This window comes from Candidatus Woesearchaeota archaeon (genome assembly GCA_018303425.1).
GTDB lineage: Archaea > Nanobdellota > Nanobdellia > Woesearchaeales > JAGVYF01 > JAGVYF01.
This window is the reverse complement of sequence record JAGVYF010000001.1, coordinates 56,420-71,017: the sequence shown is the minus strand read 5'-3', so window position 1 is coordinate 71,017 and position 14,598 is coordinate 56,420. Positions and strand designations below refer to the sequence as shown.

Below are 14,598 nucleotides of genomic sequence, written 5' to 3'. Positions count from 1 at the left end.
TAAACATAACTCCGAAAAACTTGCAAAACTAGTTCGGAAGTATTGCGACCACGCGCAGTATCTCGTTATTTCTCACAATGATGCTGTAATCGGTGAAGCGGATAATTTATATGGAATTAGCATGAACGAACATGGAATCAGCAATATTACAACATTGAAACTGTAATTTAAATTCCCATTATAATTTTTCCAACCCTAAAATAGCTTTATTTTTCAGATATTTAAAAATAATTATTGCGATTAGGATCAAAAATATAAAAGTTTTGTCTAATTTGGTTTATCTGAACTTTAGATAATGTTTCCGGGTCAATCGGCACAATTAAAGCCGAATCTCCTTCAGAGATTTTATCTTTTAATAATGAAATTATATTTTTAACTGCCCTAAATGAGTTATTTGTGATAAGGTACTCAATGCCCTCAATCAAAACAATGCTTTTTCTGTGATTGATTTGCGGGGTCTTTAAAACTAAATATGCTTGATGCCTTACACTCTTTTTTACATCTTCAGACCCGCCAATAATTGTCATTTTACCTGTCCTTTTTTTATTAATATACAGCGGCTTTTGGGGTTCGCGCTCTTCACTGCGCTCTTTCTTTTCATATAGACCGGAATTATTTATTTTTTTAGGCTGAACTTTTTGTGACTGATTTTCTTTTTGAGGATATGTTTTATGCTCGCTTTCGCCAGACTTGCCTTTTTCTTTTAAAAGCTCGTCAATCTCTTTTTTAGAAATTTCTTTTTTAGATTGAATTAAGAATTTAACTTTGTCTTTAACTCTATGAAATAAATGTTTTCTTGACTTTTCTTCATCATTGACTACTTGTAGGTCTTTTTCGCCTTGTAGTTCATTTTTGTCATATTTGTCTTTAATATGCCCCTGTAGTGATTTTTCAATTAAAGGTTCTTCTTTTTTATCTTCTTTTACATCACCCATATTGTATGGACTCGTTGTCTCATACCCCCGCCCATTCTTCATTTTAATGGCATCATCAATTTTTTCTTTATCTTCCCCGCCATTATCTTCCTTATCGCCAATTATAACAAAACTCCCTTTATGCGTTCCGGGTTTATGCCTTCCCTGTTTATCCGCAATATTTTCTTTATGTTGTGTCTGTTCTTCTTTATCTTTTTCAGGTAATTTTTTTTCTTCAGTTGTAGTAAGATATTTCTTTTCTTCTTTGCTTTGATTTTTAAAAATAGTGTTATTATCTTTTTCAGTTGGCTCAGCAGTAATTGAATATTTATCAACAAATAATTCATCTTCTTCTTCCTCTTTAACCACCTCAAATTTAGCCGTTGTAACAAATTTATCAATCAGATCCACTAATTGTTCAAGTTCTGATGGATCAACGGTTTCAGATGAGCCTGAATTTGTTTGTGTCAGCCATAATACAGGAGTTTTCTTGAGCTCATACCTTTCTCTAATCCATTCCGGTTTAGTCCTGGTAATGCACAAACCCCTAATTCCGTGCATTACAGCATCAACAAAAATACCAAAAGCGATCTCAGATTTAGGTTCTTCAACAAGATAGCTGTATCCGGGCTTTAACCTATACCTTTTTTTACTTTTTAATCTTTTTTCAACAGCGGGTTTAATCTCAATTAATTCTTCCCCCGTCGGCGCTTTAAAAAACACTAAAAATGCAAAAAACATTAAAAGCATGGGCAATAAAGAAATGGAATACAATATGAGTCCACCAGTTTTATAAAAAAATATAGGTACAAGGATTGCATAACCCATCCATGCAAGAGAGATCATTAATGAATAATTTTTTTTATTAACTTGATATAATTTAAAAAATAGCATTGCAATAATTAAATTAAAAGGCACATCAAAAAAAATAACATGCAGTTTATCGGCTATTTCAATGTTTTTTACAGCAAAATCACCGTACGCGATGAGAATTTCTTGCAGGAAAAAAAAAGTAAATGGCAATACTTGAGTAATAAGTTTCTTGCGGGTTAATAATCTCACGATCCCATAATAAACCGATACAAACATTAATGAAATAAAAGTTTGTCTTAGGAAATGCACCGAATAATATGAAAAAACTTCGAATACAAATATTTGGCTGATAAAAACTATCTGAATTATATCATATAATGAATAAAAAACAAATGCCAACATCCAATAATAACTTGTTTTATCCTTAGTTTTTTTCCACCTTAAGAACAGGAGTATTGATATTGCCGCAGCAAAATAGAGTTCAATTCCCGGAAATATATGTAAAAACATTGCCATCAGATCACTTTAAACTCCGACTCCAAAAGTTTAATATTATTTTTTTCCATGGTTCTGGGATTAATATAGATTAAAAGTATTGAGTTTTTAATGGAAACAGCGTCTTTCAATACTTGAAACAGATGCAACACTTTAGCAAAAGAGTTATAATCGCTTAAATATTCAAAACCATCAAAAATAATAATGCTCCGTTTCTCCTGATTAATAAAATTATTGATAACGTATGAAATCTCTTCAAGGTCAGTCGGACTTAAATTTTTACCATTTTTTAATTCAGTTAACCAAATTACTTTAGCAGTTTTTAATTTAAAAGTTTCAATAATATTTTGAGGATTTTGACGGGTAATTGCCAAACCCTTAAAATTTAAACCAATTGCCGCGCTAAACAATCTTAATGCCCTTTTCCGTTCAATGTCTTTAATTAAATAGGTATTGCCCCTTTTAAGCTTTGAAGGGAGCGTAACCTTTGGGCCGGAATCTTCGCCAAGCGCTTCCATAAACCTTACTCTTTTATCAAAATAAAGAACAGCAAATGTAGATGTTATAGATAACACTCCAAAAATAAAAAATAATGCATTACTCGGAATTGTTTCGACATTAAAAAAATAAATATACGCAAGCGCTATAAATGAAAACCCGCAAAAAAGCATTATCATTATTAATATATAATAAGAAATTTGCCAAATAATCTCTTTAGGTTCAATATTTCGGAGTTTCCATAAAAAAACTATGCTGAGAATAGTGCATAAAAGCATGATAATCAACAAAATCAGATTAGACGGCATTTGGTTTCCACTCCATAAATTCTTTTTCTATAAGTTTAAGCTCATTAATTTTCAATACTTCAGGATTAAGTCTTAAAATTAGATTTGAATTAGTCGATGCAACTTCATCCCTAAGATCTTGAAAAAAGTGCAATATTGTTTTATAGGGCAATATATTAATCAAATATTCAACTCCCTCAAGAGAAATTATTGCATTTTTAGTTTTTTGTAAAAATTTTTTTATTATATAAGACAATTCTTCAATATCCATAGGATTTATTGCGTTGCTTGTTTCAATTTCGGTTAACCACAGAAGCAAGGTATTTTTGAGTTTAAGTTTTCTCTTTATGAGATTTGGATTAGTTCTTGTAATATACAACCCATTTCTACCATTTTCAATGGCATCTTTATAAATAGATCTATGCATTGATTTATGTTTATCTTTTAAAATATAAGATTGTCCTAATTCAAGGTTATATTTGCATTTTGTTGATAATGAACCTTCAACAGATTTGGTCCATATGATTGTAGGTCGTTTAGTGGTAAGATACACAATTAAAGCAATTAAAAAAAAGACGCCGTATGACACCCAAAGATAAAAAGTTAAATCTTTTATTTTAATTATAAAAAAATTAAATGACCAAAACAAGATAAAAAAAAAAGACGCGGCGCAGAACGTTCCAAGTATTGAAATCATTAAATGTATATCAAATTTTCTTAAATCTTGCCTTCTCATCTTAATAAGGTAACTTTGTTAAAGCTCTAAATGTCTTATTTTTATAGTCAAGTATAAACACGTCATTATTTGTATCAGATGCCCTCATTTTTACAACGTTTACTTCTCTTCTAACTTTTCTTCCGTCCCGTACCATTGCGAACTTTATGATGCCATCTGAAAGGTAATCCTCAACCCCAAATTCTCCAAACTGTTCACCAAACATTTCAGTTATAAGAAATGAAGTTAAGCCAAGGTCTCTTAAAAATTCAAACACATAAAAAAGTTCCGCTCTGGGATTTTTAATGGATGATAAAGCATACATTGCAGATAGCGAATCAAGAACAAAAAGGTTGCATGCATTGCCATTCGATAATTTAGTTACAATGTTCTTGATTGCGTTTAACCAATCCGCCTGCGGCCCTATGCTCTTAATATCCCCCATTTGTTTTCTTATGGCTGCAACATCCGTAAGAATTAAACTGCCTTTAGTTGAATTTACAGCTTCAATGCATTTTTCAAGTTTGCCTATATCAGACAAAATTACAACATTTATCTCTGATAAATCAAAATCCATGCCTATCATATGATTCAGTAAAGATGCAGAAGATTGTTCAAGCGATAAGTATAGAGCATTTTTACCTCCTGCTACTTCATGATAAAGACAATTAAATGAAACAGATGATTTCATTGTACCGGATTTACCGGCCATTAAACAAACGTGGCCTTCAGGTACGCCCCCGCCCAATTGTTCATCAAACCCTTCAATATGTAAAGGGATGCGCCTAATATCACTCTTTTTTTCAATTATTTTCATTGATCTCACCCATATTTATATGTTCAAAATGCTCCTTGATTTGTTCCGGACTATACCCATAAACAATCAAATGATCCCCGATTTGCAATGGATTATATCCTTCACTTAACATTTGTAATGTAAATTTTTTAAGTTCGGGATTATGCATCGGAAAATATTTATTTATTGTTCCAGGATCGTAACCGGATTTAATAAGCTCATTTTTTATTTGCGCAGATGTAAACCCCGCAATTTTCATTTTAGTTATATAATTATCTAAAACAGAATCAGTTTTAGGTATTAAAACAGATATTGTTCTTTTATTTAAGTAGACATATCCTGCAAACCCTAACCCCCCTATAATAATCAAACTGCCTAATATGTAAATATACATTAACGTTGAATCTGGATTTTCAGGTATGGGTGGAGTTGATTGTTCAGCTACGGTTAATGCCCCTGCGCAAGATTGTTCAATAATTGGTTTTTTTAATTCAGTTTCACAAGCATTTTCGTCAAAACATTTTCGAGTTTGCTTACCTCCTGTACATACAGACCATGGGGCGCATTTCCATATTTCACTGCAAGTATTGATACCAAACCTAATTATTTCTCTATCCGGGACTATATCCGATGTTTCTGTTGAAACATCACATTCTTTAAATTCAGCAGGTTTAGATTTAAAGTATTCTGGTTCATTCCCGCAAAATTTTGTATCAGTACAAGTTCTATTTTGATAATCCGTTATACATAATGACCAGGCAGTGCAGGTCCAATCTGGAATACAAATTGCAGTTTCTGCAACATCCTCTGCGCTTACAACTCCAATAATCAATAACAAAATCAAAGCTCCGATTATGTTTTTTTGTTTATTTTTCATGTCCTAAACAATAAAGTTTGCCTCCTTTAGTGCTCACAATTACTTGAGTTGGCAAATTCTTTGAACCAATAACATTTAAACCAGTTACCATACTGCCTAACCGGATTTTCCATAATCTCTTGCCAACTAATTCGCCGGGTTGTGAAGTGATAAATGGGGTAAAATGCCCAGGCAGGCTGGCAATTATTGATAACCCAGGCATATAATTAAGCGCAAATGTTCCTTTACCCTCAAGAACGTAAACGGATTTATCATATGATCCCACTACAATTTCATTTGTCCCGTCGCCATTAATGTCTGTTATTATTGGAGAAGTTACTACCCAAAAATCCGTTTCATAACTCCAAATCTTTTGACTATTTGGGGCTAATGCATAAATCTTATCATCACCCGCCCCGAAAAATATTTCTTTATCTTTATCTTTATCAACATCTCCAATAGTTACATGGGAAAAAATTTCCCCATGAGTTTTATATTCCCAGTCTAATTTGCCTAACTTGTTTAAAACATATAAAGATTTATCAGTTGAACCCACGATAATTCGTTTATGTTTATCATTAAAAATATCAGATATAACTGGTCTGGCAGTAATTTTCCCTTTGGTCTTGAATTTCCACCTAAACTTTCCATTTATACTAACTGCTTTAAGAAAACCATTATCTGTACCAAATAAAATTAACTTGGGTTTGTCCTCATAAAATCCGGGTGATGAAGTAATAGGAGATTTTGCGCAATATTTCCATAAAAGTTTGCCGCAATTTGTAATTGCATACAAATAATGATCGCTTGTGCCAAAAATTATTTCTTTCTCTCCATCGTTATTGACATCTGCGCACAGGGGCGTTCCAAAAATAATTCCTTGGATTTTAAACTCCCAAAATGACCTTCCATCGCCATGAAATGCCTTAACTATGCCGGAAGCGCTGCAAGCCACAATAATTATCTTACCTTTCGATTTGAGAATTACTGGTGACGCAATTATACTGTTAACCGTTTTTTCATCTAAAAACATTAAATTCACTCCGCTAATTTCTTTTTTTAAAGAACCTTCCCACTTAACTTTTCCTTTCGCTGATAAAACAAATATTTTACCCTTGCTTGTGCCAATAATTATTTCCATGTGGCCGTCATTATCAATATCCGAAATAGTTGCAGAATTAAGAATAGCTCCCCCTGCTTTAAATTCCCATTTTTTTATTATTTTCCCGGGAGGTTTACCAATAAAAAGTATAACTAGTCTAGACCATAATCGGGATAATATTCCCATATCTACCACCTTATATTTTATAATATATATACTTTATAAATGTTTTGAATCAATTTTAATAAAATTAATCTCATAAAACTTAACTATTTTAACAAATTATTTTAAAAATCAATATAATTATCAAATTAAAAATTTTAAAGTTTTTTATTTCTTCACAAACAGGGTACCTAATGCTCTGTTTAACAGGAGATTTTATTTCCATAAGATTTAAATACATTCTTTTTAATATTTATCTTTGATGAGTATCATTGAAATAGGAATTGGAAATCAGATTAAGAAAAAAGAAATAAAACCGACTTTTAATACAGAAAAAATGTTACCTTCTAAAGTAGAAAATGTTATTTCTAAAAAAGAAAAAAAAATAAAAGAAAATAATATTCCTACAATAAAAAATATCTTATTCACAAAAAGCGCCGAAGAAACAAAGATTTTAGAAAAACTAAAAAAACGTGACATTGAACAGACCAATTATCAAAAACATTTAGGCAAAGAAATTTTTGAAAAACTAGGTTCTGGTTTAGTTAACCAACAATTTATTAACGTGATTTTATCACAGATTGGCGCATCATATTTTATAATTGGCATAATGAACGGTTTAAAGGACTTGTTTAGCATATTTATGGGTTTATTAGTCCAAGAATATTTAAAAGTTAGAAATTTTAAACCATGGGAAATTAATCTAGCAGGCATTTTGTTGGGATTAAGTTATTTATCTGTTGCCTTTGCAATATTTTGGAATTCGATATACACTATTGGTTTTTTATTGGTTGGAATTGGCATCTTGACTGCTTATCTTGGTCAAACATATTCAAACACTTTTTTAAAAGACATTAAAGAAAAACCCCGGCTGGGCAAATTCCCACAATACGGCGTAATCATTATTGGAATTTCATTATTAATCGGGAGTTACATCCTGGACAATTACCCTATATCCGAAAACTTGTTTAAATTTGGAGATATATTTAAAGTACCCGGTTATGTTTTATTGTTAAGTCTGGCTGCAATTTGTTTTACTATTTCGTCACAATTTATGAAAGTATTGATTAAACCTGAAAGATTTGAGATTAAAACTTCAATTGGACAAATAGTTAAAGACTACCTAAAAGAAGTTTTTATTAATATTCCATTTCTAATCAAAAATAAAATTGTATTGATCGCTTTAATCGCAAGCATAACAACCGGACTAGTGCAGACAATAGGAAATATATATTACGGTTTATACATTTATAAGATTTTTAAATACATGGCATTCGGCGGTTTTATTAATATTGCGATGATATTCATAATTTCAATTTTTTCTTCATTGATGTCAACAACTATAGCTAGATTATTGTCTAAAAAATATGGAAACCTCCCGTTATTAACATTTGGCACTTTAATGGTAGCAACACAACCATTGACATACTACCTAAGTCCTAATTTATTAGCGATTTCAATGGCTACTATAATAGGCATTATTGGCGCCTCAATAACCGGACTTGCAATTGGATTGCTTATTACCCATGCTTTAGAAAGCGAAAATAGGACTAAATATTATAATACTTTTTCGTTAATATTAACATTGCCATATTTATTTTTTGTGCCGCTGGGCGCATATTTTGCTCAGGCATTTGGATTAAGATTATTATTTTTAGTTTTAAGTTTATCTTTATTAGTTTTAGTAACGCCAATGTATTTTATTTTACAAATTAAATTAGGGAATAAAATAGCATAAGTGTATCATATATGTTAGGTTCATTTAATAGTGCTAATAAAAATTTATATATGCGTAAAACATTGCATAAGAAAGGTGATTAAAGCAAAATTAATCAAGCATGACAGATATGTTAAAGAACTTGTTTCTTTAATTAGGCCTAACTATGATTCTATATCAACACACATATTTTTATCTAACAACAAAAGAGTCATCGGGGAAATAGACATCGTTGCAGAAAAAAATGGAAAAATTGATGTATTCGAAGTTAAATGTTCTTACCGGATATACAAAGCAAGACAACAATTAAGAAAAATTAAAAAATATCTTGACAAGCCAATTAATAATTTCTTTTTTTATTGCGGAAGCGCCAATTTATTGCACTTAATTAATATTTAGAATTATACATCCAAAGAATTTATCTTAAATTCGGTCAATTTTAGAATTAACTCGTCATAAATAGGGCATTTTAAATCACAATTTACTAGCTCATTCCATAAATCATTAATTTCTGTAGAATCAACCTTTGACATTAAAGAATTAACAGCAGTCATGCTTTTTGATGTTTCAACAACATCCCCAATTTCAACAGCTTTTTGTAATCCAACAATATTATTTAATAATTCAGGCATAAAAACATGGGGTGGCTCATTAGAAAATATTTTTTCAATAAATCCTATATCCTTTTCTGCATACGCAAATGCATTATCTAAAACTGATTCGAGCAATTCATAATACTTTTCATTGCAACCCTCTTCTAAACATGAATGAATTGAAAGCCACACATTTTGCACGTTTGTATTTTTTAAAGTATCAATATAACCCGCAATATTTGAAACTCTTTCTGCAAATTGTAATTTTGTAACTTTTTTATCTAAATTTTTTAATTTAATTATATTAAGAATCAATTTGTATTTACCCTCTTCACTTAATCCCGAAATTAGGGGGTCTTGAACAACAATCTCTTCTTTTTCTAATGAAAGATCTGAATTAGCAGTCGTACCAGTAACTGAACCAGTATAACTAAATAACCCGCCACTAGTGCCAAAAAATGCAAACATTACAAGAATAAATATTGTTGCACATAATATTAATAAAGATGTTATTTTCAATCTGCTGGCTCCCCCTGTTCCTTCATCAATTTGTTCTATCACGATAAATATATTAAGTTTAATTCTATTTAAATGTTACGATAGTCTAGAAGATAATTTTTATTTATTAATGCAACGAAAAGTATAAATATTAGTAAATCTATAATTTTAAGATAAATTAATAGTATCATTTAATTTTAAAAATATAATGAGGAAAGATCAAAATGGAAGGAGATGCACAACAAACACCAAAACCGCAATTTTTAGTTATTAAAATACCAAAACCGCAACACCTTGAAAGGTTAATGTGGGTTTTTGTCACTATTGCTCTTGGAATAGTTGCTTTTTATCAGCCAATATCGAGCTCTGTATCCTGTAACGCCGATTTAGTGACTGCTAACTGGTTTGGAAGCAGTGAAACTGCCGGGGCAGTAGTAAATGTAAATGAACCAGTTAAAACAGTAAGTGAACCTGTAATTGAAAAACCGGTAGTTGAAAAGGTTGAAGAACCAATAGTTAAAGAAAAACCTAAAATTTTATCAGGTTTAATAGATTTTAAAATTCTAAAAGTAAATACTGTTAAAAAAAGTGATAATTGGGGTAAAATTGTATCAGTTGAATACGAAATAGTAAATGAAAAAACCGATTTTTATCCATTAGTCAGAGTGTTTGCTTATGATGAAAGTGACGGCGAAGATGTTAAAAAGTTAGTTAAAGGCGAAAAAGAATCAATTTTTTCAATTGCTGCTGGAGAAACAATTAAAGGAGTTATAGTTTTGTCTGATGGCAGTTTTGATGATTTATCTTTAGCAAAAACAATAACATTGCAATTACTTGACCAAGGTTCTGATAAACTTTTAAAAGCAATTACAACCATAACAACTATTAATTAAAAACGGCATTAGCCGTTCTTTTTCTTATTTTTAAACCTTAAAAAATAATTATACTAAATATCCAGTGTAGCAGTTCCAATATACTTACCTTTCTCCTTCCTTAAATCAAACCCGAAGTATGTAACAGCCTTAACAACCGTTTCTCCTTTATTGGGAGTTATATCTTCACCATAAATTTCTGCGTCTAGTGAAGTTTCAGAAATTTTAGTAATATTAAACTTGGAAAAAAACATTTCTTCAATATCAATCAGACCAATTAATTCCTGCAACCAATTATAAAATAAATCTTTTAAATTTTTACCTTCAACATGAACTTTAACAGATCTCTTCGGTTTTACTTTAATTTTAATACAAATAGTCTCAAACATTGCTTCAGCGGCATTTTCAAATACCTCTTGAGGTGTTTTTCCATAAGCTTCAAACATGACATCAGAAGTTATTTCTCCTTCTATATATTTGTATTTCATTATATATTTAAATAAAAGCAGTGGTTTATATAAATTACTGACTAATAAGTGATTAACCCAGGATTATTTTTATCTGACCAGGGATCCTCATCCTTTTTATCTTCTTTACTAACAGGCATATCTTCAAACATCTTCATAAAACCCACCTGCGCAGATTGCGAATCTTGTAAATTGGATGAATGTCCACCAGCTCCAAAAAGATCTTTCTGTGTTGAATTAAGATTTGCAAGATTAGAAAGTAAATGTATTATTTTTCTAATTTCATCAGGAGAATCTTCTTTAGTATCAATCGTAATCTTCACTAAACTTTCACCATCTTAATATCTGTACCATTAATTGTCTTCCTTCCACAATTATTTGCAATGTCAACTGCTTTTTTTGAGATTTCTTCTGCTAACTGTTCAAGTACTTCAGAAAATGCCTTTTTTGCTTCATCAGACACTCTTCTAGCTCCTGCTTTTTTAAGAATACGCTCTGATGCAGCTGCCGGTATGATTGCCATAGAAATTAAAAAGTTTATGTTTTATTTAAATGTTGTGCTAAACAAAACCCCCTAACCATAACCCTTATAAATATATAAAGAATCACTTAACCTATGGATGATATAAGAAAATTAGCAGAATCTTTGCACCCATTAGAAAGAAAAATATTTCCGTTGCTAAAAATATGTAACCGACTTTCCGAATTAGTAAAAAAATCAGAATTACCGGAAGCTGGCGCTATGAGAGCATTACAATGGCTCCAAAACAAAGGATTAATTATAATGCATGAAGACCTTAAAAAACGCATAGAACTTGATAAAAACGGAAAAGAATACGCCCTAAAAGGATTGCCTGAACAACAACTGCTTGAAACATTGCAAAAAGCAGGCAAAGAAGTTGAAATGCATAAACTCCAAGAATATACAGGTCTATCATCTCAAGAAATCCAAATTGCAATTGGCACATTAAAAAAACAAAGCCTGATAAATTTAAACAAACAAGGCAAAGATAAGATTTTACTAAGCGCAACAACAACAGAACCAAAAATATTTCCGGAACACAAATTCTTAAATTTTATTGGAGTTGAAGGAAAAGAAAATCAAGAAATTATTAAACACGAAGACAGAGTCTTAATGCATGCTTTATCTCAAAGAAAAGAAATTATTAAAATTAATCTTATCAAAGATAGAGTTGTTGAACTTACGCAGTTAGGTCATGAACTGCAATATATAAAATTAACAGATAATTTTCTTGATAAGCTTACACCAAATATGCTAAAAACTGATGAATGGAAAAATAAAAAATTCAGAAGATATGACATATCATTGAATGTACCTAAAATTTATCCTGGAAAAAGACAACATTACCGCAGATTCCTTGATAATGTAAGACAAAAATTCCTTGCAATGGGCTTCACTGAAATGTTTGGGCCTATTGTGGAATCAGATTTTTGGGATATGGACGCCCTCTTTATGCCGCAATTTCATAGCGCCAGAGATATTCACGAAGCTTACTATATAAAAGAACCGGCAATACAACAGATTGACACGCAACTCATTAAAAATGTTAAATCTGCGCATGAAGACGGTTTCAATACAAGCTCAAAAGGTTGGCAGTACAAATTTGATGCAGAAAGAACAAAAAGAACACTGTTAAGAACACAAGGTACGGCAGCATCTGCAAGAATGCTGGCTTCAAAAGATTTCAAAGTTCCGGGTAAATATTTTGCAATTGCAAAATGTTTCAGGTACGATGTAATTGATGCTACCCATTTACCTGATTTTTACCAAACAGAAGGGATTGTAGCTGATGAAGGCTTAAATTTCCAAAGTTTGAAAGGATTATTAAAAATGTTTGCTGAAGAATTTGCGCAAACTGAACAAATTAAAATTAAACCTGCATACTTTCCATTTACTGAACCCAGCGCAGAGTTATTTGCAAAACACCCCGAAATGGGATGGATTGAATTAGGGGGTTCAGGAATCTTTAGACCTGAAGTAATACGCCCATTAGGCATAGATGTACCTGTAATTGCGTGGGGTATTGGTATTGACAGAGTGGGAATGTTCAACATGAAAATTGACGATATCAGAGAATTATATACACAAGATTTAAATCTGCTGAGGAACAAAAAATGCCAACAATAAAATTTTCATTGCAGGACTTGAACAGCTTAGTCGGAAAAGAGCTCACAATCTCCGAGCTGGATGAATTAGTAGAATATGGAAAAGGCGAATTAAAAGATTATGATAAAGATTCAGATGAAGTGCATGTAAACTATGATGACACAAACCTCCCATACCTGTGGTCAGTTGAAGGATTAGCTAGACTTATAAAGGGAATTATAGGAAAAGAAAAAGGTTTACCAATACTCGAAATTAAAAAATCAGGCATGAAAATTGGAGTAAATAATTCAGTTAAGCAGGTTAGACCTTACATTGGGGCAATTGCTGTTAAAGGAAAAGGTATTTCGGATTATTTACTTAAACAAATTATCCAATTGCAGGAAAAATTTTGTGAATCATATGGAAGAAAAAGGCAAAAAGTTGCAATAGGCATATATTCGCTTGAGAAAATTAAATTCCCCCTATTTTATAAGACTACTGGCCCTGAAGACATGGAATTTGAACCATTAAATTTTAATAGAAAAATGACCCCGGGTGAGATCCTCGAAATGCACCCTGCAGGCCAAAAATATTCACCCTTATTAAAAGATTTTAAAGAATACCCGATATTAGTTGATAATGAACATGAAATATTAAGTTTCCCTCCAATTATTAATTCAAACTATTCTGGAAAAGTTGAGGTAGGTGATTCTAATCTGTTCATAGAAGCAACCGGTACAGATTTTAATTCAGTAAATCTCGCGATAAACATTATGGCCCAAGCATTTTATGATAGAGGTTTTGAAATTTATGAAACAAGCATCGAATATACTGATAGGACTGTAAAATGCCCATACAAATTCAATGAAAAATTTAAAATTAAACCTGATGATGTTAAACATTTATTAGGTTTGGAATTAAAAGAAAACGAACTGCAAAAATTACTTGAAAAAGCAAGATATGGTTATCACAATGGAACTGTAACCGCCCCAATTTATAGGCAAGATTTATTGCACATGGTAGACATTATTGAAGACATCGGAATTACCTACGGTTATAAGAATATTCCTGTGCAAAAACTTAAAAGTAACACGATAGGGGAAACTTCCCCACTGATAAATTTTTGCGACAGCGCCAGGGAAATACTCATTGGTTTCGGATATCAAGAGGTCCTAAATGCAATGCTATCAAATAAAAATACATTATTTACTAAAATGAACATTGAACCTTTTTCACTGTTAGAGATAAAAGAGTATATGTCTGAATCATTTTCAGTGGTAAGAAACTGGTTATCCCCTATATTGCTTGAAACTTTATCAAAAAACAAGCATAACGAATACCCACAAAAAATATTCGAACACGGGCTGGTCAGCATCAATGATAAAACCGAAGCAAAAGATTATGAAAAAATTGCAGTAATTACTGCGCATAATAACGCCGATTTTACAGAAAGTAAACAAATCTTTGACAGCCTAATGAAAAACCTTGGCGCAGAAAACTATGAAATGCATGAAATTGAACACAGTTCATTTATTGAAGGGAGAATTGCAAAAATCTCGTATAAAGGCAAAAACATTGGACACATAGGGGAATTCTCCCCGCAAGTTCTTAGTAATTGGGAACTTCTTACTCCTGCTGCCGGTTTCGAGCTAAACTTAACTGACCTATTTTCTTTATTACAATAAACCTTTTTAACTAAAAACCCC

At 31.4% G+C, this 14,598-nt stretch carries 15 protein-coding genes; 5 read left to right on the top strand and 10 right to left on the bottom strand.

The features are described from left to right. Positions 1-221: 221 nt before the first annotated feature. From J4418_00350 to J4418_00325, 6 genes are all read right to left on the bottom strand, one after another. The gene (locus tag J4418_00350; protein MBS3112522.1) at positions 222-2,243 is read right to left on the bottom strand and encodes a DUF835 domain-containing protein; all 2,022 of its coding nucleotides are present in this window, start codon (positions 2,241-2,243) and stop codon (positions 222-224) included. Next, on the bottom strand, positions 2,243-2,899 hold the full coding sequence (locus J4418_00345; protein ID MBS3112521.1) for a DUF835 domain-containing protein: 657 nt from the start codon (positions 2,897-2,899) through the stop codon (positions 2,243-2,245). The genes J4418_00350 and J4418_00345 overlap by 1 nt, the downstream gene beginning before the upstream one ends. Before the next feature lie 118 nt (positions 2,900-3,017). After that, positions 3,018-3,743, bottom strand: coding sequence for a DUF835 domain-containing protein (locus J4418_00340; GenBank protein ID MBS3112520.1), 726 nt, complete (start codon positions 3,741-3,743; stop codon positions 3,018-3,020). A 1-nt stretch (position 3,744) separates the two neighbouring features. Beyond that, positions 3,745-4,539, bottom strand: coding sequence for a hypothetical protein (locus tag J4418_00335; protein MBS3112519.1), 795 nt, complete (start codon positions 4,537-4,539; stop codon positions 3,745-3,747). Further along, positions 4,526-5,395: a hypothetical protein gene (locus J4418_00330; protein ID MBS3112518.1), complete on the bottom strand. Its 870-nt coding sequence runs from the start codon at positions 5,393-5,395 to the stop codon at positions 4,526-4,528. The genes J4418_00335 and J4418_00330 overlap by 14 nt, the downstream gene beginning before the upstream one ends. Next, positions 5,385-6,662: a PQQ-binding-like beta-propeller repeat protein gene (locus tag J4418_00325; GenBank protein ID MBS3112517.1), complete on the bottom strand. Its 1,278-nt coding sequence runs from the start codon at positions 6,660-6,662 to the stop codon at positions 5,385-5,387. The genes J4418_00330 and J4418_00325 overlap by 11 nt, the downstream gene beginning before the upstream one ends. Before the next feature lie 238 nt (positions 6,663-6,900). Between J4418_00325 and J4418_00320 the strand changes: the two genes are divergently transcribed. After that, positions 6,901-8,376: a hypothetical protein gene (locus tag J4418_00320; GenBank protein MBS3112516.1), complete on the top strand. Its 1,476-nt coding sequence runs from the start codon at positions 6,901-6,903 to the stop codon at positions 8,374-8,376. A 75-nt stretch (positions 8,377-8,451) separates the two neighbouring features. Further along, complete coding sequence (locus J4418_00315; GenBank protein MBS3112515.1) at positions 8,452-8,754, top strand: hypothetical protein; 303 nt, start codon at positions 8,452-8,454, stop codon at positions 8,752-8,754. 2 nt (positions 8,755-8,756) lie between these two features. On the opposite strand, the gene J4418_00310 is transcribed toward J4418_00315, so the two are convergent. Next, positions 8,757-9,509, bottom strand: a complete 753-nt coding sequence (locus J4418_00310; protein MBS3112514.1) for a hypothetical protein — start codon at positions 9,507-9,509, stop codon at positions 8,757-8,759. A 161-nt stretch (positions 9,510-9,670) separates the two neighbouring features. Between J4418_00310 and J4418_00305 the strand changes: the two genes are divergently transcribed. Then, positions 9,671-10,339, top strand: a complete 669-nt coding sequence (locus J4418_00305) for a hypothetical protein (protein ID MBS3112513.1) — start codon at positions 9,671-9,673, stop codon at positions 10,337-10,339. Positions 10,340-10,392: 53 nt separating this feature from the next. Here J4418_00305 and J4418_00300 read toward each other — a convergent pair whose 3' ends face one another. Genes J4418_00300 through J4418_00290 form a run of 3 tightly spaced genes read right to left on the bottom strand, consistent with a single transcriptional unit; the run spans position 10,393 to position 11,308 of the window. Next, on the bottom strand, positions 10,393-10,806 hold the full coding sequence (locus J4418_00300) for an archease (GenBank protein MBS3112512.1): 414 nt from the start codon (positions 10,804-10,806) through the stop codon (positions 10,393-10,395). A gap of 41 nt (positions 10,807-10,847) precedes the next feature. Continuing rightward, positions 10,848-11,108 (bottom strand): hypothetical protein, encoded by a 261-nt coding sequence (locus J4418_00295; GenBank protein ID MBS3112511.1) that lies wholly within the window; start codon positions 11,106-11,108, stop codon positions 10,848-10,850. Next, on the bottom strand, positions 11,108-11,308 hold the full coding sequence (locus tag J4418_00290) for an NFYB/HAP3 family transcription factor subunit (GenBank protein MBS3112510.1): 201 nt from the start codon (positions 11,306-11,308) through the stop codon (positions 11,108-11,110). Before J4418_00290 ends, J4418_00295 begins: the two co-directional genes overlap by 1 nt. A gap of 93 nt (positions 11,309-11,401) precedes the next feature. Here J4418_00290 and J4418_00285 point away from each other — a divergent pair, with 93 nt between their 5' ends. Both J4418_00285 and pheT read left to right on the top strand, forming a co-directional pair. Continuing rightward, positions 11,402-12,934 (top strand): phenylalanine--tRNA ligase subunit alpha, encoded by a 1,533-nt coding sequence (locus J4418_00285; GenBank protein MBS3112509.1) that lies wholly within the window; start codon positions 11,402-11,404, stop codon positions 12,932-12,934. Next, complete coding sequence (gene pheT / locus J4418_00280; protein MBS3112508.1) at positions 12,922-14,577, top strand: phenylalanine--tRNA ligase subunit beta; 1,656 nt, start codon at positions 12,922-12,924, stop codon at positions 14,575-14,577. The genes J4418_00285 and pheT overlap by 13 nt, the downstream gene beginning before the upstream one ends. The last annotated feature ends 21 nt before the right edge of the window (positions 14,578-14,598 follow it).

Coding starts and splice junctions, on each gene's coding strand:
- J4418_00350 (MBS3112522.1), bottom strand. CDS start 2,243: ATGGCAATGTTTTTACATATATTTCCGGGAATTGAACTCTATTTTGCT.
- J4418_00345 (MBS3112521.1), bottom strand. CDS start 2,899: ATGATAATGCTTTTTTGCGGGTTTTCATTTATAGCGCTTGCGTATATT.
- J4418_00340 (MBS3112520.1), bottom strand. CDS start 3,743: ATGAGAAGGCAAGATTTAAGAAAATTTGATATACATTTAATGATTTCA.
- J4418_00335 (MBS3112519.1), bottom strand. CDS start 4,539: ATGAAAATAATTGAAAAAAAGAGTGATATTAGGCGCATCCCTTTACAT.
- J4418_00330 (MBS3112518.1), bottom strand. CDS start 5,395: ATGAAAAATAAACAAAAAAACATAATCGGAGCTTTGATTTTGTTATTG.
- J4418_00325 (MBS3112517.1), bottom strand. CDS start 6,662: ATGGGAATATTATCCCGATTATGGTCTAGACTAGTTATACTTTTTATT.
- J4418_00320 (MBS3112516.1), top strand. CDS start 6,901: ATGAGTATCATTGAAATAGGAATTGGAAATCAGATTAAGAAAAAAGAA.
- J4418_00305 (MBS3112513.1), top strand. CDS start 9,671: ATGGAAGGAGATGCACAACAAACACCAAAACCGCAATTTTTAGTTATT.
- J4418_00300 (MBS3112512.1), bottom strand. CDS start 10,806: ATGAAATACAAATATATAGAAGGAGAAATAACTTCTGATGTCATGTTT.
- J4418_00290 (MBS3112510.1), bottom strand. CDS start 11,308: ATGGCAATCATACCGGCAGCTGCATCAGAGCGTATTCTTAAAAAAGCA.
- J4418_00285 (MBS3112509.1), top strand. CDS start 11,402: ATGGATGATATAAGAAAATTAGCAGAATCTTTGCACCCATTAGAAAGA.
- pheT (MBS3112508.1), top strand. CDS start 12,922: ATGCCAACAATAAAATTTTCATTGCAGGACTTGAACAGCTTAGTCGGA.